Raw genomic sequence first — 20,127 nt, forward strand, 5'->3', positions numbered from 1 at the left:
GCCCCGTTCCTCGCAGAGCCAGTGCGAGGAACGGGGCCGCTTCTCGTATCAGTGCCCCGATCGCGCACCGCCCACCCGTGGCGTACGGGCGGTGTTTCCCCGGGTGCGCGAGGATGGAGCCATGCCGAACAGACTGGCCCATGAGACGTCCCCGTACCTCCTCCAGCACGCCGACAACCCGGTCGACTGGTGGCCCTGGTCGGCCGAGGCGTTCGACGAGGCGCGCCGTCGTGACGTCCCCGTGCTGCTCAGCGTCGGTTACAGCAGCTGCCACTGGTGCCATGTGATGGCCCACGAGTCCTTCGAGGACGACACCACCGCCGCCTACGTCAACGAACACTTCGTCGCCGTCAAGGTCGACCGCGAGGAGCGCCCCGACGTCGACGCGGTCTACATGGAGGCCGTCCAGGCGGCCACCGGCCAGGGCGGCTGGCCGATGACGGTCTTCCTCACCCCGGACGCCGAGCCGTTCTACTTCGGTACGTACTTCCCGCCCGAGTCCCGGCACGGGATGCCCTCCTTCGGCGACGTCCTCGACGGCGTCTCGCGTGCCTGGACCGAGCGCCGCGACGAGGTCGGCGAGGTCGCCGGGAAGATCGTCAAGGACCTGTCCGCCCGCTCCCTCGCCTTCGGCGGCGACGGCGTCCCCGGTGAGGAGGAGCTGGCCCAGGCACTGCTCGGCCTGACCAGGGAGTACGACGCGACTCGCGGCGGCTTCGGCGGCGCGCCCAAGTTCCCGCCGTCGATGGTGCTGGAGTTCCTGCTGCGCCACCACGCCCGTACGGGAGCCGAGGGCGCGCTCCAGATGGCCGCCGACACCTGCGAGGCGATGGCCCGGGGCGGGATCTACGACCAGCTCGGCGGCGGCTTCGCCCGCTACTCCGTGGACCGTGACTGGGTCGTCCCGCACTTCGAGAAGATGCTGTACGACAACGCCCTGCTGTGCCGGGTGTACGCGCATCTGTGGCGGGCCACCGGCAGTGACCTGGCCCGCCGGGTCGCCCTGGAGACCGCCGACTTCCTCGTCCGCGAACTGCGCACCCCCGAGGGCGGCTTCGCCTCGGCGCTCGACGCGGACAGCGCCGACGAGACCGGCAGGCACGTCGAAGGGGCGTACTACGTCTGGACCCCGGCCCAGCTCGCCGGCGTCCTCGGCGCGGACGACGCCGCCCATGCCGCGACGTATTTCGGCGTCACCGAGGCGGGCACCTTCGAGGAGGGCGCCTCCGTCCTCCAGCTCCCGCAGGACGTCGGCGTCGCCGACGGCGACAGGATCGCATCGATCAAGGAGCGTCTGCTCGCCGCCCGGGACCGGCGCGAGCGCCCCGGCCGCGACGACAAGATCGTCGCCGCCTGGAACGGTCTCGCGATCGCCGCGCTCGCCGAGACCGGGGCGTTCTTCGACCGCCCCGACCTGGTCGGGCGCGCGACGGAGGCCGCGGATCTGCTCGTACGGCTGCACATGGGCACGGACGCACGACTGGCGCGTACCTCCAAGGACGGCAAGGTCGGCGCCAACGCCGGTGTCCTCGAGGACTACGCCGATGTCGCCGAGGGCTTCCTCGCGCTCGCCGGGGTCACGGGGGAGGGTGTCTGGCTCGAGTTCGCCGGATTCCTGCTCGACATCGTCCTGGACCAGTTCGTCGCCGAGGGCGGGGCGCTGTACGACACCGCGCACGACGCCGAGGCGCTGATCCGCCGGCCCCAGGACCCCACGGACAACGCCGCCCCGTCCGGCTGGACGGCCGCCGCCGGCGCCCTGCTCTCCTACGCGGCCCACACCGGCTCCGAGGCCCACCGCGCGGCGGCCGAGGGCGCGCTCGGAGTGGTCAAGGCGCTGGGTCCGCGCGCACCCCGCTTCATCGGCTGGGGGCTGGCGACTGCGGAGGCACTGCTCGACGGGCCCCGCGAGATCGCGGTGGTCGGCGAGGCCGGTGACGACACCGCCCAGGCCCTGCGCCGTACCGCCCTGCTGGCCCCCGCCCCCGGCGCGGTCGTCGCCTTCGGCGCCCCGGACAGCGAGGAGTTCCCGCTGCTCAGGGACCGCCCGCTGGTGGACGGGGGAGCGGCCGCGTACGTCTGCCGTCACTTCACCTGCGACGCGCCGACGACGGACCCGGCCGCGCTGGCCGGCAAGCTCGCGCACTGAACGGCGGCCCCGAGCCGTCGGCCACGCGTCGGCGGCTCGGCGGCGTCACGGGCACACGAGCGAGGCTCCGCCGGCCGGCCGGTACTCGCCGAGGCCGCGCGGGATCTCGCTCGTCTGCGTCGCCGGGGCCTTCGGCAGCGGCCGCTCGGCCCGCAGCGCCGCGAAGATCTCCGCCGCCGGCTTCTCGTCCCAGGCGACGCTGGACCCCACACCCGTGATCGTGGGGTTGAAGCGACGGATCGGCACGGTCGCGAACTCGGTACGGTCGGGGGCGAGATCACGCAGCCGCACGGCGAGCGTGAACATCTCCGTCACGGACAGCGAACGCTCCGTCTCCGCCGTACCGCGCACGGTCGAGGCCAGCGCCCACAGCCGGTCGGGATCCTCCAGGACGCCCGCGCGGATCGTCCTCCACATGTTGACCACGAACTTCTGCTGCTTCTGCATCCGTCCGAAGTCCATGTTCCCGTCCCGCCGCGAACGCACGTACTGCAGCGCCTCGCCGCCCTTGACGTTCCTCGTCCCCGGAGCGAGGTCGATCCCGGTGACGAGGTCCTTGAGCGGCTGCACGGTACAGATCGGCACCCCGCCGTCGACCTGGTCCACGCCGTCCATGAAGCGCCGGAAGTCGATCTCGAGGTAGCGGTCGACGTGCGTGTCCGTCATCCGCTCGACGGCTTCGACGGTGTGCTTCGGCCCGCCCTCCGTGTGCGCGGCGTTGAGCTTCGCCGGGTGGGCGTCGTGCACCTTGCCGGTCCGCTGATCGACGTGACCGGCGGGGAACGAGGTGAGCGAGTCGCGGGGCAGACTCACCACGCTGACCCGGTCGTTGCGGGCGGAGACGCGCACCAGCATCATCACGTCCGTGCAGTCGCAGCCCTTGCCGCCCGCGTGGTAGCGCTTCAGCTCCGCCGCCGTGAGTCCCGCCCGGCTGTCGACCCCGGCCACGAGGATGGTGAGCCCGCCGTCCGGACCGGGCAGGGCGGCGGGGGCTCCCGCGATCGCCCCCGAGGCGAGGGCGACGAGCGCCGCCGAGGCGAGTACCAGCCGGCGCGGACGCGAGAATTTCCTGACGGACACGGGCAGTCTCCACCGGCTCGGAATCAATAACGCCCGCACCGTATGCCGTTGCCCGTCGCACACAGGTTCGCGACGCGGCGTGGCCCGGTTGAATCACTCTCCTGCGGGGTCTGTGAAATGATGCGGGAACCACAGCGCATGGGAGGAGAAGATGGCACCCGATCCCGGGAAATGGGAGCGGATGGCCTTCATTCCGAAGAGCCGTTATGTGGCCGACCCGCCACCACCTGTCGACCGGGGACCCGTCCCCGTCTACTCCGCGCTGGTCCAGCAATGGGCGCTGGCGGGCCGCACGGTGCCGGGGATGCCGGACCGCGAGTGGGAACGTCTGACGACGACACCGGTCTGGCCGCGCTGACTCCGAGGGTCGGCGCAATGGAGTGAATACCGATCGACCGGCGATAAGCCGGTTTCCTTTTCTGGGCATGGTCGTTGTGATGTGTGCGGCGGGAGGCCGGGTGTATCAATGCACGGCGATTCGCGAGATCCGCGGAATTCCGTCCGCCGCGGAAAGGACTTAGACGAAATGAAGTGCAAGAAGGCTGCGGTCGTCGTCGCCGGTCTGGTCATGGCTCTCGGTGCGGCCGCGCCCGCGATGGCCGACTCCGAGGCGTACGGTTTCGCGGCCGGTTCGCCGGGTGTGCTGTCGGGCAACAACGTCCAGGTGCCGATCAACATCCCGATCAACGTCTGTGGCAACAGCATCAACATCATCGCCCTGCTGAACCCGGCGATCGGCAACGTCTGCATCAACCGCTGAGGCGGTAGCGCCCCGCACCGGGCGCGAAGTGACGGGCCGGTCCCGGAAGACGTCCACGACGGCTTCCGGGACCGGCCTTTCGTCACCCCCGGGCCGCCGGCGTCCGCTCGTCGCCCGTACGCGGACGGCCGACCGTGCCCCGCGCCGTCGCCCGCAACCGCTGCCGCACACCCCTCACGAGACGCCCCGCCGTGTAGTCGGCGCCGAACACGAACCGCATCGAGGGGCCGTACGACGGAGCCGTCAGCAGCCCCGCGAGGAACAGGCCGGGCCGCGAGGACTCGAACAGCGCCCCCACCTCCGGCGCACCGCCCGTGCCGACCGTACGAATCGATCCGCGCAGCTCGGGCGCCAGCACCTCCGCCCGCGCGAGGCTCGGCGTGAACCCGGTCGCCGCGATGACATGGTCGGTCTCCAGGACCGTCGTCCCCTCCGGCCCGGCCACCTCCAGCCGCAGCCGGTCGTCCCCGGTGGGGGCCGCCGACACGATGTGCCGTCCCAGGCGTACGTCGCTCACGGCCGCGAACCGTTCGCGCAGCCACCACGCGCCCGCCGGGCCGAGCGCCGAGTCGAAGATGCGCTCGCGGGTGGGGGCCGGAAGCCGCCGGAAGAGCCCCGGGGTCTCCGCGTACAGCCGGTTGTGCCAGCCGCAGCCCAGGCCCGTGTGCGGGGCCCGCAGCGACTGCCACGGACCGCGGTCGAGGGCGGGCGGGAGGGTGTTCCAGTTCAGCCGGTCCGATCGGGCGAGGATCCGGACGGCCGCCCCCTGCTCGGTGAGGATCGCGGCCGTCTCCAGCGCCGCCTGGCCGGCGCCGACGACGGTGACGTCGCGACCGGCGAAGCCGTCCAGCTCCCCGTGGTGGCTGCTGTGGGTGACGTACCGGCGCGGAAGTCCGCGCAGCGGCCCGGGGATCTCCATGAACGGCAGGACACCGACGGCCAGCGCCACGGTCCGCGTACGGAGGGTCTCGCCGTCCTCCGTGACCACCTCGAACCCTTCGGCGCGCGGGGCGACGGAGGCGATCAGGCGTTCGTCGAGCGCGGGGACGGCCTGCCGGGCGAACCAGTCGCCGTACGCGGCGAAGAAGCCGACCGGCAGGGGCACTCCGTGCTCGGCGCGGACGCCCCGGGTGGTCGCGTAGGCGTCGAGCCCGTACGCGCCGACCGGGTCGGAGAGATGGGAGGCCCAGGGCTCGGACTTCAGGAACATGCCCGAGGGCATGGCGTGCCAGGACTCCATCGGGCGGCCGAAGGTCCGCAGGTTCAGTCCGTGGGCGGCCGCATGGGCGGCCACGGACAGTCCATAGGGTCCGGCTCCGACAATGACCAGGTCGTACATCGTGCCTTCCGTCCTCAACGTCGGTTCATCTGGCTGGAGGGGGTACGGGCCGCCGGTGGCGACACGACGGTCGCACCGCGTGGGCGGCCGGACCGCAGGAGTCGACGGAACGTCACCAGGCCCTTGCGCAGGACGTGCAGGAACCAGGCGCGGGCCATCGAGAGCGCCGGGGCCGGATCGTCGGCGGCGAACCAGGCCGTCTCCGTGCCCGCGCGCGGGGCGCCGGGCTCCGTGCCGTACCGGCGGCGGGGCGAGGCGAGCAGGGACAGCGCGGCGTAGTTCTCGACCACGAAGCGGCGTCCGTAGACGGGGGTGTGCACCGGGACCGGGCGCCCGGTCAGGTCCAGGTGCATCGCACGGAGGACGTCGAGGCCGTCCTCGTCGGCGAAGAGCCGGAACTGGGCTCCGGGGCGGGGGTTGAAGTCGAGCAGGTGGTAGGCGCCGGTGGAGCGGTCGAGCCGGAAGTCCAGGTCGAACACGCCCCGATAGCCGAGCGCGGCCGAGAGGTCGCCGGCCATCCGCTCGACCGTCGGGTTCGCCGCCCAGCGGCCGACGGCCGTGAGCCCGGCCCCGTCAGGCCACGACCGCTCCTTGAGCCCGGTGGCCCGGACCGCGCAGCCGCCGTCGGAGTCCGCGTACCCGTGGCAGAACCAGTCCAGATCCCGCCCCGGAGGCAGGAGCCGCTGGAGCAGCAGTCTGCTGCCTGCCTCCCCGGTACGGGCGAACAGCTCGCGCACCTCCGCCAGGGAACGCGCGATCGAGGTGCTGCGCAGCCCCGTCCCGGGCGGCAGCAGCCAGGGACGGCTCCACTTGGTCACGACCGGCAGCCCGAGCGACCAGGCCATGGCGGCCGCCTCGTCGGCGCTCGTGGGGATCTCGGTACGGGGGTGGGGGAGGGAAAGGGCGCGGCAGGTCTCGGCGAGTTCGGCCTTGTCGGCGACGCGGACGAGCTGCTCGGAGGACTGGTCGGGCAGGAGGTACCGGTCCGTCAGTTCGCCGCGGTGCGCGGCCAGCGCCAGGGCGCTGACGTCGTCCAGCGGAACGAGCAGCGCGGGGGCCCGCACCTCGTCGGAGAGCCGGAGGAGCCGTCGGGTGAGGGCGTCGGCCTCGTCGTCGGGCGCGTGGGTGTCCGGGCGGAGGTGGACACCGTGGACGTACCGGGAGCGGGCGGCGGGACTCGTGAGCGATTCGAGGACCGCGTGGACCGGGATTCCCGCTCTTCCCAGGGAGCGTGCGGCGCCGAGCGTGCCGTGATGAAAAGGATTCCGATCGAGCCGCACGAGGACTGCGGGGACGCGGGTGTCAAAGCTCGGCACGCCATTCCTTCATGTCGAGTGCCCCAACTGGGCGATGAAATACACCAATGGACTACTGATCAGATCGCAGCTGCGTTCACGGTCGGCTCATTAGGAATACTTTCGGAGTATCTGACTGACGGACCATCAAGCGGCGCGAATCGTGAAGGAGTGGCCATGGCCCACCGAAACCGGAAGACTTCGAGCGTGTGGCTGGGGGTGTTCACCGCAGGTCTCCTTGCCTCAGGTTCAGTCGTGCTGTCCTCTCCAGCTCACGCCGCCGAATCCGTAACGACACGGAACCCCGAACCGACTCTGTCCACGGCAATGGGCGCGTTCCTCGAGTCCGGACCCGTCGGCGTCAGCCGGATCGGCCAGTTGGAGCGATGGCTCGGCGGGCGGGAGCTCCGCGTCGGCCACACGTACCTCCCGGGCGATCTCTGGTCGAACATCGAGGGCCCTCCGGGCTTCCTGAACGCCTGGGCGGACTGGCGCAACGAGCAGGCCGACCGGCTGTTCGTGCTGAACGTACCGATGCTGGAGCGGAACGAGGCCGGCGTCTCCGACCACGAGGTCCGCCGCCAGCTCCAGCTCGGAGCGGCGGGGTACTACGACCACCACTTCCGGACTCTGGCGAAGCGCCTGGTCGACCTGAACGCGACCGACACCGTCATCGTCCTCGGCTGGGAGATGAACGGCACCACGTACACGCACCGGTGTGCCCCGGACCCCACGGCGTGGAAGAAGTACTGGAATCGCATCGTCACCGCCATGCGATCCGTACCGGGGCAGGAGTTCCGCTTCGACTTCAACCCGAGCCGGGGGCGGGACGCCATTCCGTGGACGGAATGCTATCCGGGTGACGACGTCGTCGACATCATCGGCATGGACTCGTACGACCAGCCGCCCGGGTCCAGTTTCGACCAGCACATCAGCGAACCGTACGGGCTCCAGAAGCAGGTTGATTTCGCCGCCGAGCACGGCAAGGAGATCTCCTACCCGGAATGGGGGCTCTTCCGGAACGGCGACAATGCCACGTACATGCGGCGGATGCTCGAATGGATGAACAAGCACAAGCCGCTGTATCACACGATCACCGACTACTGCCCGCACGGCGTCTGGCAGTGTGACGGCAATCCGAAGTCGGCGCAGGTGTTCCGGAAGATGCTGTACGGCGTGGAGCCGGAGGTACCGGAGGTACCGACCGAGCCCGAGGTGCCCGAGGTGCCGGTCGAGCCGGAAGTGCCCGTGGAGCCGGAAGTGCCCGTGGAGCCCGAGGTACCGGTCGAGCCGGAAGTGCCGGTCGAGCCCGAGGTGCCGGTGGAGCCGGAGATCCCGACGATCCCGCAGCCGAAGCCCGAGCCGAAGCCGGAACCGAAGCCGGAGCCGAAGCCTGAGCCGAAGCCGGAACCGAAGCCGGAACCGAAGCCTGAGCCCAAGCCCGAGCCCAAGCCCGAGCCGAAGCCTGAGCCCAAGCCTGAGCCCAAGCCCGAGCCGAAGCCGGAACCGAAGCCCGAGCCCAAGCCCGAGCCGAAGCCGGAACCGAAGCCCGAGCCGAAGCCCGAGCCGAAGCCCGAGCCGAAGCCCGAGCCGAAGCCTGAGCCGAAGCCTGAGCCGAAGCCCGAGCCGAAGCCCGAGCCGAAGCCTGAGCCGAAGCCTGAGCCGAAGCCCGAGCTGCCGAAGCCCGCGCCGAACTGCTGGACCGTGAACCTCGGTTCGTGGGTGGAGAGCTGGATCGGCGGCCCGGTCTGCGTTCCCAAGGACGCCTGGAAGGACGGCTGGATGGAGGACGAGACCGACACCAACGACAGCTGGGAGGACATCCTGGACAGCGACGCCTGGCCCTTCTGATCACCGAAGGATCCGGCCGGACCCCACGGCGGCGGAGGAGCTCATCCTCCGCCGCCGTTCGTCCGTCCCGGCAGCCGCCCGAGCGCCCGCCCCACCCAGGCGCGCTCCCGCGCCTGCCGGGCCGCCCAGCGCCGTCCGTCCGCCGCACCCGCCCACAGCCACAGCACCGGGGCCGCACCCCGCCCCGCCAGCATCAGCCGCTGGTTGGGAACGGTCTCCGGACGCCAGTGCTGCTTGTACGGTTCGGTGCCGCGCAACATGCTCAGCGTCGACCGGCCGCTCGCACTCGTCTCCCGCGCCCCATGGCGCAGCAGCATCGTCGCCACGTCGATCTTCCGCGCGCGCAGCACCGGATCGGCGCCGTACAGATAGCCGCCCGCGAGTCGCGGTGACATCAGCGTCAGATCGGCCGCCACGACATCGCCCGCGAGCCGGAACTCGGTCACCCGCGCGTCCCCGCGCTCGACCATCGGCCGCACCGCCCGCGCCAGATGCTGCGCGAACCGGTCGCTGGTGTGCTCGACGGTCACGCCCCGCCCCTGCCACTGGAGCTGATGCAGTCTCAGCAGCCGGTCGAGGGCGGCCGGCACCTCCTCGCCGGGCACGACGCGCTCGTCGATGCCGAGCGCGTCCAGCTTGCGCAGCTTGGCCCGCACCCGCTGGGCCTTGCCCGACGGGATCCGTTCGAGCAGGGCGTCCATCGGCACCGCGGGCAGCTCCAGGCAGAGCGAGTCGGCCAGCCGCCGACGCGGGCCCCGCCAGCGGGCGAAGACCCGCTCGGCGGCCGCCCCGGGGCGTACCTCGCGCAGATCGATCACCGCGCCGCGCGCCGCCCGGGCCAGTGCCAGGGCCAGCGCGGGCGCCGCCTCGGGGCACGCGTCGTCGAGCAGGACGTCGGTGAAGTCCGTGATCGAGCCGCCGAGTTGTGTGAGGACCGGGAGCGGGCCGCGGGCGCGCATCAGCGGCGCCGCCGCGACCAGTTCGCCGTCCTGCCGCCGTACCAGCACCACGCGCAGCGCCCCCGGCCGGCCGTACGAGACCCACCAGGAGTGCAGCCAGGAGTGGGACTGGAACGGGGTGGCCGTGGAGCAGCGGGCGTACAGCGACGCCCACCGCTCGCCGAGCCGGCCGAACTCCTCGCCGTCCCGGCAGATCTGCATGCTCAGCCCGCTCAGGGTCACACCGCCTCCGGTTCCGGCTGGTGCTGTGCGCCCGCCGGGCCGGGAACGGAGGCGGACGAGGACTGCCGGGAGTTCCGTGCCTCGGTGCCCGCCTCCGTACGGGCCTCCGCCCCGTTCTCCGTACGTCCCGCGCGCTTGGGCCGCACCAGCAGCACCAGACCGCCCAGCAGGCCGCCCGCACAGCCGCCGACCAGCGCGGACAGCGGGGCGGAGGGCGAGACCGGGTCCACCGGCCGCGTCGCCCGGGAGAACTGGACGACCTTCACGCCCGTGCTCCCGGCGACGTGCGAGCTGTTGAGGACCAGCGCGCGAGCGACGCCGTCGGCCATCGAGACGGCCCGGCCCGGCTTCGCCGCCCGCGCCGTGATGGAGATCATCGGTGCGTCCGGCGAGGTCGCCGCCTGCACGCTCGACCGCAGGGTCTGGGCGGAGACGCCGGCCCACACCTGCGCGTCGCCCGTGACCGCGATGTCGGTGGCGACCCGCCCGTACGCCTGGGCGAAACCGAGCGCGGCCGCCGGGTCGGACTTCTCGCCGGGCACCACGATGACGTAGCTCGTCGCCGCGTACTCGGGTGCCTTCAGCGCCCCGTACCCGCCGCCGAGCGTGGCGCCGATCAGCACGGAGGCGGGCAGCACCCACCATCGGCGGGGGGTGCGCAGCGCCTTCATGAGAGGCGACCGTGGTCGGGAGAGCGGGCTGGGACTCAAGGGGCTCATGGAGCTGGGGCTGGAGCTTGAGCTGGGGCTCATGGGTGTCTCACTTCGCAAGGAGAGGGGTGCCGTGGACGGCCTGTTCGTAGAGGGACATCAACTGCCTGGCGCTGTGCGCGATGTCGTAGCGGCGGGCGGCCTCGGGCTGCGGCAGCCGGGCGAGGCGGGCGTCCCGGATGCCGCGCAACGCCGAGACCAGTTCGGGTACGGACGGGCCGATCCGTCGCGCCCCCGGGGCCGCGTCCGGCGGCAGGTCGTCGATCGCCGGGCAGGCCACGTAGAGCACCGGAAGCCCGGCGGCGAGCGCCTCGACGACCGCGAGCCCGAAGGACTCGTCGGGGGAGGTGGAGACGAAGGTGTCCATCGCCGCGAGGAGCGAGGGCAGGCCGGGACCGGCGGACGTCACGGACGGCGGGTCCTCGCAGGCGCCCGCGAGGAGGACCCGGTCGGCCGCCCCGCACTCCCGCGCCACGGCGAGCAGCCGCTCGCGCTCCTCGCCCTCCCCGACCAGCAGCAGCCGCGCCTCCGGCACGGAGGCGACCGCCCGGACGAGCCGGTCGAAGCGCTTCCCGGGAGCGAGCCGCCCCACTCCGCCGACGACGAACGCGTCCTCCGGCAGCCCGAGCACCTTCCTCGTCATCCGCCGCACGTCCTCGTCGTGGCCGAACCGCGCCCGCTCGATGCCGTTCGGGACGACATGGATACGGGAGGGGGCCACGCCCCACTTCTCCAGCCGGCGGGCGACGCTGGGCGAGACGGCGACCGTGGAGGTGCCGAGCCGCTCGGTGGCCCGGTACAGGGCCCGGGTGCCGGCGGAGAGCGGCCTGCCCTCGATCTGGGTGTCGCCGAGGGAGTGTTCGGTGGCGAGGACCGCGCGGACCCCGGCGAGCCGGGCGGCGATCCTGCCGTACACACAGGCCCGGTACAGATGGGTGTGGACGACGTCGTACCGGCCCCGGCGGACGATCCCCGCGAGCCGGGGCAGCGCGCCGAGGTCCCGGTTGCCGGTCATGCCGAGATGGACGACCGGCACCCCGTCGGCCACGATGCCGTTCGCGACGGCGCCCGGGTTGGTGAGCGTGACGACCTCGCTCCGAACCGGCAGATGGCGCAGCAGCAGCCGGAGTTGCTGCTCGGCGCCGCCGATCCCGAGGCCGGTGATGATGTGCAGGACCTTCATGAGACCTCCGCTCCGGCAGGCAGGGCCGGTGCGGGCACCGGGGCCGTGGGCCGGCGGCGGCGCAGCGGGTGCAGGACGCGCTTGGCGGTGAGCCGCCAGGAGGTGTCCTGCTCGCCGACGTGGATCCGGGGCAGCGCGTGGGCGCAGGTCAGCGGGCCGGGGGAGATGGCGCAGCCGTAGCGGTAGCCCGCGTGGCGCACCGCCTGGACCGTACGGGCGTCGACGTCTCCGTACGGGTAGCAGAAGCCGTCCACCGTCGTGCCGGTGATGTCCTCCAGGAGGGCGCGGCTGCGCCGGGTCTCCTCGGCGAGGGCCTCGTCGTCGAGGGCGGGGAGGGAGACGTGCCGCAGCCCGTGCGAACCGATCTCCATGCCGGCCTCGGCCACGCGCAGGACCTCGTCCTCCGTCAGCAGCGACTTGCGCGGCCCGTCTTCGTCCCAGGCGTTCTCGCCGCCGAGGCGGCCGGCCAGGACGTAGACGGTGGCGGTGAAGTCGTGGCGGCGCAGCAGCGGCAGGGCCGATTCGAGGAAGTCGGCGTACCCGTCGTCGAAGGTGAGGCCGACGAGCCCCCTGGCCCGGCCGGCGGCGGTCGCGGCGAGCAGCTCGCGCACGGAGACGCCCCGCAGCCCCCGGTCGTTCAGCCAGTGCAGCTGCCGCGCGAAGCGGACGGGGGAGACCGTCACCCGGTACGGATCATCCGTGGTGTCGGCGATCGAGTGGTACATCACCACCCATGGGGGCGGCTTCGGCAGCAGTCGACGAATCGCGGCGCGAGGCGCCGTGGCAGCGGGCATGGGCGAGCCTTCGTGATGCGGTGCGGGTGAGGGGTGGGATGTCCGGCGCATTGGCGGCGCAGGCGACGAAGAGCAGGAAGACCGAGACGGCGACGAGGGCGGCGACGGTGAGGGAGAGGAGCGGGGCCCCGATCCACAGTGAGCAGAGCCAGCCGGCGGCGGTGGCCCAGGCGGCGGCGGTGGCCAGCCGCAGAAGCCCCTCCCCGAGGTAGCGGATACGGACCGGGATGGCCTGGCGGCGGGCGCCGAGCAGCAGCATCACGGCGGTCAGCGTGATGCCGAGGGCGTTGGCGGCGGCGATCCCGACGGCGCCCCACAGCGCGGCGCCGGGTACGCCGGCCGCGGCGGTGAGGACGAGACCGGAGGCCATGGCGGCGGCCGGGTACCAGAGCGGGTGGGCGGCGGAGAAGTAGCAGCGGACCAGGGTGCCGACCGTCGTCTGGCCGAGCAGTCCGAGGGCGTAGACCCGCATCACGGCGGCGGTCGCGGCGGTGTCGTCGGAGTCGAAGGCGCCGCGCTGGAAGAGGAGTTCGACGATCTGCGGGGCGGCGGCGATCACGATCGACGTGCCGATGAGGACGACGACGGCGGCGAGGAGCAGATCCCGCTCCACACGGCGGCGGGCGCCGTCCCTGTCGCCCGCCGCCATGGCGCGGGCGACGACCGGGAAGCTGACCGTGCACAGCATCAGGGAGAGGATCATCGGCATCTGCGCGACCTTCTGCGCGTAGTTCAGATGCGAGATGGCGCCCGCGGGCAGCGGCGATGCGAGGAAGCGCTCGATGAGGATCTGGGACTGGCGGGAGACGGCGAAGGCGATGACGGGGGCGATGAGCCCGAGCACGAGGAGGCGGCCGCCGTCACCGGTGGGCGCGTCCCCCTTCGGTACGGGCCTTCCGCGCAGCTCCCGGATCAGATAGGGCGCCTGGACCGCCCCCATCAGCGCGCCGCCGACGGCGACGCCGGCGGCTGCCGCCCGCACGCCGAAGGGCTCGCGCAGCACCAGGATCGTGCCGATGATGCCGACGTTGTACGCGACGTAGATCGCGGCCGGCGGAAGGAAGGAGCCGTGCGCGCGCAGGGCGGCGGAGCAGTAGCCCGCGAGCGCGAACGTCAGGACACAGGTCGCGGTCAGCCGGGTGCAGTCGACGGCGAGCTGCGGGTCGGGGAGACCGGGCGCCAGGGCGCCGACGAGGGCCGGCGCGGCGAGGACGAGCAGCCCGGCGAGGGCGCTCATGGCGAGCGCGAGCCGGGGCAGCGTGGAGCGTACGAGGGTACGGACGGGGTCGCCGAAGAGACTGCCGCCGCGTCGCGCCAGCGCGCGGCTGAACGCGGGCACCAGGATCAGCGCCATCGCGTCCTCGATGAGCAGCGTCGAGGCGAACTCGGGCACGGTCCAGGCGACCAGGAAGGCGTCCGTCTCGGCCCCCGCGCCGAAGAAGTGCGCCAGGATCTGGTCCCGTACGAGCCCCAGCACCGCCCCCGCGGCCGTGAGCCCGGCGGTCACGGCGGCGGCCCGCGCGAGGAACCTGCCGGAGGCGGACCGCCCCTGCCCGGCCCGCCGCGCGTGCGCGCCCCGCTGCGGCGTGGAGAACCGCTCCCCGGCGCCGGTCGGCCGCGGCCGCTGTGTCCGTCCCGCGTGATGGCCCGCGTGATGTCCCGCGTGATGTCCCGCGTGGGACGGACCCGCGGCCGTCGAGGGTGTGTCCGCCGCGCCGTACGGTGTGCCGCCGGTCGCCGTCGCTCCGGCCCGTACCCCGACCGGGACACCGTCCGGCCGGCGGTCGACCGTGGCCGGTGCCCCGCTGCGCGGGCTCCACCCCGCCGCCGAGCGAGGCGTCGATTCCGCCGGGGCGGCCCCGGGCCAGGCTCCGGCCCGCGTCCCCGCCGCCGGGGCAGCGGCGGCCGTGCCGGCCCAGCGCCAGCCGCCGGCGGGGGTCGGGGCCGTCGAGTGATCGGTCAGGGACCACGGGTCCACGTGCGGCCACACCCATCCCCCGGGATCCTCCGCCCCCGACCCCAGGTCGGGGCTCTCCGGATGCCGCACACGGTCCGTGGACTCCGGCTCCCCGCCCCAGGGGTCACGCACGCTTCACCGCCGACAGCGACCACCATGCCGCGAGGCCGAACACGACCGACATCAGGACCGTGGAGGGCCCGCCGATGTCCGCGTAGAAGAAGTCGATGAGCTGCCACGACAGCAGGCCGATCGCGATCAGCGCGCAGTCCGCACCCCACGCCCGCCGCCGCAACGCCCCCACCAGCAGCGCCGTCCAGCCGCCCGCGAGGGTGAGGAGGCCCACCAGACCCTGCTCGCTGAGCACCAGCAGATACATGTTGTGCGGGGACAGCAGCGGCTGACGCCGGAACAGCGCCCCCGCGCCCGCCGTGTCGCTGCCCGACGACAGCGCGAGCGAGGCGTTGGAGTCGCGGTACGCGGGGAAGCCCTTCAGGCCCACGCCCGTCAGCGGATCCGAGCGCCACATCCGCCCCGCCGCCGCCCACATCGTGTACCGGTCCGTCACCGACTGGTCCGGCGCGCCCGCCACCTGCGTGATGCTGGTGACCCGTTCCTTCACCATCGCCGACCCCACACCGAGGCCCCCCACCAGGACCACCGCGAGCGCGCCCGTCACCAACGCCACCCGCCCCGCCCGCCGCAGCCCCGACAGCACCAGCTGGATCGCGATCGCCAGGACCGTCGCGATCCACGCGCCCCGGCTGAAGGAGAGCATCAGCGGCAGGAACAGCAGACCGGCGCAGACCAGCGCGGCCGTACGGACTCGCCCCCGCCCGCTGCCCAGCGCGATCCCGGTGACGATGACGAGGCCGTACGAGACGACCGTCGCCATCCCCATCACATCCGTCGGCCCGAACGTCCCCACCGCACGGATGTCCTCGCCCATGTACGACGCGCCCGTGCCGGTCAGGTACTGCGTGACCCCGACGGCGCCCTGGAGCAGCGCCAGCCCGACCAGCGCCCACGCGACGAGCGCGAAGTCCCGCCGGTCACGGATCATCAGCAGCACGGCCGCCGGGACGAGCACGAAGACCTGGAGGTAGCGCGCCACGCCCGGCAGGCTCGCCGCCGGGTCGCTCGACGTGATCGCCGCCAGACAGATCCCCAGGACCGGCAGCCCGATCACGACCGCCGCGGCCCGGGTCAACGGCCGGGCGCCGCTGCGCAGCACCCGCACCAGACAGATCAGCACGAGCAGGCCCGAGGCCGCGTCCGCGAGACCTCCCGTCCCCCCGGTACCGCCCTCCGCACCGCCGGCCGCCGGCACGAGCAGCAGCCCGATCACCGCCAGGACGGGGGAGAGGGACCAGGCCCTGCGGGCCCAGTCCCGTACCTCCCACCGCTGCACCGCCGCCGCCATCGGCACCGTCACGGCCGTCGCCATCATCAACTCCCCGCCGGTCGGACCAGCCCGGCCGCGGTCCGCAGCAGAATGCGGACGTCCTGCCAGAGCGACCAGTGATCGATGTAGTGGTTGTCGAAGCGGCAGCGGTCCTCGATGGACGTGTCGCCGCGCAGACCGTGCACCTGCGCCAGGCCGGTCAGCCCGACCGGCATCCGGTGGCGGTCCGCGTAGCCGGCGTGGATCCTGCTGAACTGCGCGACGAAGTAGGGACGTTCGGGCCGAGGCCCGACCAGGCTCATGTCACCGCGCAGCACGTTCCACAGCTGCGGCAGCTCGTCCAACGAGCTGCGCCGAAGGAAGTTGCCGACCGCGCTCATCCGCCGGTCGTTGGCGACGCTCCACCGGGTCGCCGACTCCGCCTCGTCGGCCGGGCGCAGCGTACGGAACTTCAGCAGCGTGAACAGCCGCCCGTGCTGCCCCACCCGCTCCTGGCGGAAGAGAACCCCGGGCCCGTCGGACAGCCGCACCGCCAGCGCACACAGCAGCAGCACGGGCAGGGCAAGGGCCAGCGCGGGGCCGGCCAGGACGATGTCGAGCGCGCGCTTCACGGTCAGCCCGCGGCGCTCGCCGGGCGGGACGAGCCGGCGGCACCCGTACCCCCACAGATGGTCGCCCATCGGCCCGTCCTGGAGCTCGCCCCCCACCCGCCAGGTGGTGCAGCCGTAGTGCTGGAAGAGCGTCACCAGACCGCTGTCGTCGGTCAGGAAGACCGCGTCGCGCACCGTGTTCTGGATGACCGCCCGGTGGATCTCCTCCGGCGAGGAGAGGACCGGCAGACCGGGCTCCCCGTCCGGCCGCGAACCGACGATCCCGACCGGCCGGATCCCGTACTCCGGGTGCTGCGCCACCGCCGCCGCGAAGCGGCGCGCGGCGGCGGGCCCGCCGACGACCAGCGCCGACCGCGGATGCGCCCGGGCCGTACGGCGCCTGCGCGCATGCACGGCACCGCGGACCGCGGACACGGCGACGAGATGCGTGGCGAGCGCGGTGCAGAGCGCGCCCGGGCCGATCGCCAGAGCGGGCGTGAACGCGGCGACGACGGCCGCCGCGACACACCACGCGACCGCGGCGCGCGCGGCGAGCGCGGGCAGTTCGTCCAGCGCGGAGGCGAGGGCACCGGGCCGGTGGAGCCCCGCGTAACCGTTGAGCACGAGGACGCCGCCGGCGGCCAGCAGGAGCAGCCGGAGCTCGCGGTGCGGCTCGGGCAGCAGCGCGGCGGCGAGCAGCACGGCCAGACCGTCGGCCGCGATCAGCGGTACGGCCGCCGTACGCATGCGCGCGGGCCGGCGCGGCGGCAGTGCGAGCCGGTCCGACGTGCCGCGCTGCGGTCCGACGGAGGCGAGCCCCGGCGCATGGCCCTGGCTCGTCGGGAAGGGGACGCTGGTGCTTTCCGTAGTCACGACGAAATCGGCTCTCTGTGCTCGGTGCACCGCACTCCGGCCAGCTCGCGGTACACGTCCGCGACGGCCGCGCCGGTGCGCCGCACATCGAATCTGCTGAGTACGTGCTCGTGGGCCTCGCGGCCCAGGGTCCGCCGCAACTCCGGCCCGCCGAGAAGGCGGCCGACGGCGGCGGCGAGCGCGGCCGGGTCCTCGGGCGGGACCAGGCACAGGGGTTCGTGGCCGGGCGGCAGGCTCTCGCGCGCCCCGTCCACATCGCTGACCACGACCGGCCGGCCGCTCGCCATGGCCTCCAGGGGCGCCAGCGCCATGCCCTCCCAACGGGACGGCAGCACGACCAGATCGGCCGCCCGGTACCAGGGCGCGGTGTCGTCGACGGCACCGGCGAACCGCACCGAGTCCGGCGCCGCGGCCCGCAGCCGCTCGCCTTCCGGTCCGTCACCGACCAGGACGAGCCGGGCCGTCGGGACCTCGGCGAGGACGGCCGGCCAGGCGTCGAGCAGCATGTCCTGCCCCTTCTGCCGGCACAGCCGTCCCACACACACGACGAGGGGTCCGCCGGTGGGGGCGTCGGCGATGTCGTCCGCCGCGTCGGCGGCGAACCTCGTCACGTCCACGCCGTTGTGGATGACCGACCAGGCGGCCCGGACGCCCGCCTCCTCGCCGGTGCGCCGCTCGGCGTCACTGACGCAGATGATCCGCCGCGTCCAGCGCGCCGCCAGGCGCTCCCAGCGCAGGGCCACCGCCGCGACAGGGCCGTCGACCGCCTCGAAGGACCAGGCGTGGGGCTGGTACACCGTCGGGATCCGTCCGCGCAGGGCCAGTCGGGCGCACAGCCCCGCCTTGGCGCTGTGCGCGTGGACGAGCGCGGGGCCGACCGTACGGATCAGCCGGGCGAGGTCACGGGTCTCCCGGACCAGCCGCGGGCCGGGGTCGCGACCCGCCCGCCAGGCGTGCAGCCCAGCGCCCTCGGCCTGGACGGCCGCGGCGAGCGGCGTGTCGGGCGGGCAGGCGACGGCGACCCGCCACCCGGCGGCGAGCTGGGCGCGGACCAGGTCGGTGACGACCCTGGCGACACCGCCGTCACCGGACTGGACCGCATGCAGCACGCTGAAGGAAGAGGAGCCGGACTCCTGTGGCGACAGCACGTCAGCGTCCGACGTCCGCCTGGAGGAAGAGCGCCCCAAGCCAGACGGTGTCCTGTCGGGAGTCGAAGCGGACATGGAGACGGTCGGCCCCATGGCGCAGAGCACCCTCCAGATCGAAGACGTCGGAGTCGTACCCCAGGGTGTTCTGATGAGCGGGAAGTCGTTCGATCCGACCGGCTCCGGAATCGGTGATGCTGGAGTTCATCACGTCGCTCGCGGAATTGGCGAAATCGGAGAGCGGGAACGTCTTCGACCGGCTCGTTTCCACCGTGAGGTAATCCCCGGAAGTGCCTCGGTCGCCGTCATAGGCGATCATGCCGAGTTGTCCGCGCCCATCCTTCGGAATAGCGCTGTCGGAGATCGCCACGCGCACGGGACCGGTATGCGGTCCGAGCGTTTCGAAGCCGTCCCAGACCGCCAGCCTGCGCAGCGGCTCCTCCTCGTTCTCGTACGCGACGACCAGCGTCCAGCCGCCCCAGCCGCCGACCGCGGAACTGCCCATCGCCACATTGACCTGGGCCACGGTCCACAGCCCGGACTCGGCGGAGCGGACGAGGTCGGTGACGTCCGCAGACGCCTGGAAGGCGTCGGCGCCGTCGGCCGTGCGGTGCCCGATGGTGGTGTCCGCCAGGACCGGCTTGTACGAGCCCCCGGGTTCGGCGATCAGGACCCGGCCGTTGTCCTTGTGAGGCTTCTGCTCGCCGACCCGCAGGTTGCCGCCCCAGTAGAGACGGGCGTAGCTGACCCGGGAGCCCTCGGGGATCCGGACCTCGGCGCGGCTGGAGTTGTAGGTGTTGGGGTCGGTGTCGACGTCGACGTAGCCGATGGCGTAGCCGTCGTTGCGCACTCCGGAGCCCTTGGCGCTCTCGGCCGCCGTGGCCGACGTGTTGGCGGCGCGGACGATCCCGCCGTGCTGCACCGCCTGGTAGCGCTGAGCGAAGGGGACGCGGGGGGCTTCTTTGGGTGGGGGCGCGACGGCGGAAGCGGCCGGCAGCGCGGCGGACAGGGCCGCACACGACAGGGCGCACAACAGACCGCGGCGCACAGCAAGAACCGCTGAATTCCGCATACAGGTTCTCCGCTTTGATGAGAGAGAGAAGGGAAGACCCGTGAGGACCGGGGGAGAGGGAGGAGTCGGCCGTACGAAATGGGTGAACGCGCGGCGGGACCGAAAGCAACGTTCGGGAACGTTATAACCCCGGCGCCGGGCGATAGTAAGCATTAGATGCTCGGAAACGCTAACTCCCGTATCCGTGCGGCAGGTTCCTCGTTGTGCGTGTTGCGCCATTCCCGGCCCACTCGCTCGAATGACCCTCCTATGGCCTAAAGATCGGTTGAACGTCACCCGTTCGGGAGAGCAACCGATGAATGGGAGCCGCGTTGTTGAAGGAGTCGGACGAAACCGTCCGCGCCGACCCTCTGGTCTGAGTGGTCTGAACACAATCGAGGAGCGCTTCTCCATGTCCCGTATCGCGAAGGCTGTAGTCCTGTCCGTGGGTGTAGCCGCGTCCGTCGCGGGTGCCACCGGCGTCGCCGCCGCCGACTCGCTCGCCGAGGGTGCGGCCGTGAAGTCCCCGGGCGTTCTGTCCGGCAACGTCGTCCAGGTCCCGGTCCACGTGCCGGTCAACGTCTGCGGCAACACCGTCAACGTCATCGGCGCCCTGAACCCGACCTTCGGCAACAGCTGCGCCAACCTCTGATCTCGCACGCCGGATCGTGGTCCTTCCAAGGCCGGCGCGCCGCCCCGTCCTGTGCACGTAGCAGTCGCACCCAGGGGTGACCGCGGTGGACGCATCCGCAGAGATACTGCTC

At 72.8% G+C, this 20,127-nt stretch carries 16 protein-coding genes and 1 pseudogene; 5 read left to right on the forward strand and 12 right to left on the reverse strand.

Annotated elements, in window-relative coordinates:
- Positions 1 to 121 precede the first annotated feature (121 nt).
- Complete coding sequence (locus tag ACFQ7Q_RS33595; protein WP_383561862.1) at positions 122 to 2,149, forward strand: thioredoxin domain-containing protein; 2,028 nt, start codon at positions 122 to 124, stop codon at positions 2,147 to 2,149.
- Between the two features lie 45 nt (positions 2,150 to 2,194).
- On the opposite strand, the gene ACFQ7Q_RS33600 is transcribed toward ACFQ7Q_RS33595, so the two are convergent.
- Positions 2,195 to 3,229, reverse strand: coding sequence for an LCP family protein (locus ACFQ7Q_RS33600; protein WP_383561864.1), 1,035 nt, complete (start codon positions 3,227 to 3,229; stop codon positions 2,195 to 2,197).
- Between the two features lie 151 nt (positions 3,230 to 3,380).
- On the opposite strand from ACFQ7Q_RS33600, the gene ACFQ7Q_RS33605 reads away from it, so the two are divergent.
- Both ACFQ7Q_RS33605 and ACFQ7Q_RS33610 read left to right on the forward strand, forming a co-directional pair.
- The gene (locus tag ACFQ7Q_RS33605) at positions 3,381 to 3,587 is read left to right on the forward strand and encodes a hypothetical protein (RefSeq protein ID WP_376445152.1); all 207 of its coding nucleotides are present in this window, start codon (positions 3,381 to 3,383) and stop codon (positions 3,585 to 3,587) included.
- 168 nt (positions 3,588 to 3,755) lie between these two features.
- Positions 3,756 to 3,989, forward strand: a complete 234-nt coding sequence (locus ACFQ7Q_RS33610; protein ID WP_383561866.1) for a chaplin — start codon at positions 3,756 to 3,758, stop codon at positions 3,987 to 3,989.
- 82 nt (positions 3,990 to 4,071) lie between these two features.
- Here the strand turns inward: ACFQ7Q_RS33610 and ACFQ7Q_RS33615 are convergent, their stop codons facing one another.
- Together ACFQ7Q_RS33615 and ACFQ7Q_RS33620 are read right to left on the reverse strand one after the other, a co-directional pair.
- Complete coding sequence (locus tag ACFQ7Q_RS33615) at positions 4,072 to 5,328, reverse strand: NAD(P)-binding domain-containing protein (protein ID WP_383561868.1); 1,257 nt, start codon at positions 5,326 to 5,328, stop codon at positions 4,072 to 4,074.
- A 14-nt stretch (positions 5,329 to 5,342) separates the two neighbouring features.
- Positions 5,343 to 6,644 carry an ATP-grasp domain-containing protein gene (locus ACFQ7Q_RS33620; protein ID WP_383561870.1) on the reverse strand — a complete coding sequence of 434 codons (1,302 nt, stop codon included), beginning with the start codon at positions 6,642 to 6,644 and terminating at the stop codon, positions 5,343 to 5,345.
- A gap of 156 nt (positions 6,645 to 6,800) precedes the next feature.
- Between ACFQ7Q_RS33620 and ACFQ7Q_RS33625 the strand changes: the two are divergent.
- A pseudogene (locus ACFQ7Q_RS33625) lies at positions 6,801 to 7,922 on the forward strand (glycoside hydrolase family 26 protein); the annotation flags it as partial.
- Positions 7,923 to 8,515: 593 nt separating this feature from the next.
- On the opposite strand, the gene ACFQ7Q_RS33630 reads toward ACFQ7Q_RS33625, so the two are convergent.
- The 9 genes from ACFQ7Q_RS33630 to ACFQ7Q_RS33670 all read right to left on the reverse strand — a co-directional run bounded on the left by ACFQ7Q_RS33630 (position 8,516) and on the right by ACFQ7Q_RS33670 (position 19,384).
- The gene (locus ACFQ7Q_RS33630; protein WP_383561888.1) at positions 8,516 to 9,634 is read right to left on the reverse strand and encodes a GNAT family N-acetyltransferase; all 1,119 of its coding nucleotides are present in this window, start codon (positions 9,632 to 9,634) and stop codon (positions 8,516 to 8,518) included.
- Between the two features lie 17 nt (positions 9,635 to 9,651).
- The gene (locus ACFQ7Q_RS33635; protein WP_383561872.1) at positions 9,652 to 10,326 is read right to left on the reverse strand and encodes a lipopolysaccharide biosynthesis protein; all 675 of its coding nucleotides are present in this window, start codon (positions 10,324 to 10,326) and stop codon (positions 9,652 to 9,654) included.
- A gap of 88 nt (positions 10,327 to 10,414) precedes the next feature.
- A complete protein-coding gene (locus ACFQ7Q_RS33640; protein WP_383561874.1) occupies positions 10,415 to 11,548 on the reverse strand; it encodes a glycosyltransferase in 1,134 nt (377 codons plus the stop codon).
- A complete protein-coding gene (locus ACFQ7Q_RS33645) occupies positions 11,545 to 12,342 on the reverse strand; it encodes a polysaccharide deacetylase family protein (RefSeq protein ID WP_383561876.1) in 798 nt (265 codons plus the stop codon). Before ACFQ7Q_RS33645 ends, ACFQ7Q_RS33640 begins: the two co-directional genes overlap by 4 nt.
- Positions 12,242 to 14,320: a murein biosynthesis integral membrane protein MurJ gene (gene murJ / locus ACFQ7Q_RS33650; RefSeq protein WP_383561878.1), complete on the reverse strand. Its 2,079-nt coding sequence runs from the start codon at positions 14,318 to 14,320 to the stop codon at positions 12,242 to 12,244. Before murJ ends, ACFQ7Q_RS33645 begins: the two co-directional genes overlap by 101 nt.
- A gap of 103 nt (positions 14,321 to 14,423) precedes the next feature.
- The gene (locus tag ACFQ7Q_RS33655) at positions 14,424 to 15,746 is read right to left on the reverse strand and encodes an O-antigen ligase family protein (protein ID WP_383561880.1); all 1,323 of its coding nucleotides are present in this window, start codon (positions 15,744 to 15,746) and stop codon (positions 14,424 to 14,426) included.
- 2 nt (positions 15,747 to 15,748) lie between these two features.
- The gene (locus tag ACFQ7Q_RS33660) at positions 15,749 to 17,167 is read right to left on the reverse strand and encodes a sugar transferase (RefSeq protein WP_383561882.1); all 1,419 of its coding nucleotides are present in this window, start codon (positions 17,165 to 17,167) and stop codon (positions 15,749 to 15,751) included.
- Positions 17,164 to 18,315 (reverse strand): glycosyltransferase family 4 protein, encoded by a 1,152-nt coding sequence (locus ACFQ7Q_RS33665; protein WP_383561884.1) that lies wholly within the window; start codon positions 18,313 to 18,315, stop codon positions 17,164 to 17,166. The genes ACFQ7Q_RS33660 and ACFQ7Q_RS33665 overlap by 4 nt, the downstream gene beginning before the upstream one ends.
- A gap of 1 nt (position 18,316) precedes the next feature.
- Entirely contained in the window at positions 18,317 to 19,384 is a 1,068-nt protein-coding gene (locus tag ACFQ7Q_RS33670; protein WP_383561886.1) for a DUF3344 domain-containing protein, read from the reverse strand.
- Between the two features lie 391 nt (positions 19,385 to 19,775).
- On the opposite strand from ACFQ7Q_RS33670, the gene ACFQ7Q_RS33675 reads away from it, so the two are divergent.
- Entirely contained in the window at positions 19,776 to 20,015 is a 240-nt protein-coding gene (locus tag ACFQ7Q_RS33675) for a chaplin (RefSeq protein ID WP_362365813.1), read from the forward strand.
- Positions 20,016 to 20,127 lie beyond the last annotated feature (112 nt).

Source organism: Streptomyces sp. NPDC056527, assembly GCF_042794475.1.
GTDB lineage: Bacteria > Actinomycetota > Actinomycetes > Streptomycetales > Streptomycetaceae > Streptomyces.

Coding starts and splice junctions, on each gene's coding strand:
- ACFQ7Q_RS33595 (WP_383561862.1), top strand. CDS start 122: ATGCCGAACAGACTGGCCCATGAGACGTCCCCGTACCTCCTCCAGCAC.
- ACFQ7Q_RS33605 (WP_376445152.1), top strand. CDS start 3,381: ATGGCACCCGATCCCGGGAAATGGGAGCGGATGGCCTTCATTCCGAAG.
- ACFQ7Q_RS33610 (WP_383561866.1), top strand. CDS start 3,756: ATGAAGTGCAAGAAGGCTGCGGTCGTCGTCGCCGGTCTGGTCATGGCT.
- ACFQ7Q_RS33615 (WP_383561868.1), bottom strand. CDS start 5,328: ATGTACGACCTGGTCATTGTCGGAGCCGGACCCTATGGACTGTCCGTG.
- ACFQ7Q_RS33630 (WP_383561888.1), bottom strand. CDS start 9,634: ATGCAGATCTGCCGGGACGGCGAGGAGTTCGGCCGGCTCGGCGAGCGG.
- ACFQ7Q_RS33635 (WP_383561872.1), bottom strand. CDS start 10,326: ATGAAGGCGCTGCGCACCCCCCGCCGATGGTGGGTGCTGCCCGCCTCC.
- ACFQ7Q_RS33640 (WP_383561874.1), bottom strand. CDS start 11,548: ATGAAGGTCCTGCACATCATCACCGGCCTCGGGATCGGCGGCGCCGAG.
- ACFQ7Q_RS33645 (WP_383561876.1), bottom strand. CDS start 12,342: ATGCCCGCTGCCACGGCGCCTCGCGCCGCGATTCGTCGACTGCTGCCG.
- ACFQ7Q_RS33655 (WP_383561880.1), bottom strand. CDS start 15,746: ATGGCGACGGCCGTGACGGTGCCGATGGCGGCGGCGGTGCAGCGGTGG.
- ACFQ7Q_RS33670 (WP_383561886.1), bottom strand. CDS start 19,384: ATGCGGAATTCAGCGGTTCTTGCTGTGCGCCGCGGTCTGTTGTGCGCC.
- ACFQ7Q_RS33675 (WP_362365813.1), top strand. CDS start 19,776: ATGTCCCGTATCGCGAAGGCTGTAGTCCTGTCCGTGGGTGTAGCCGCG.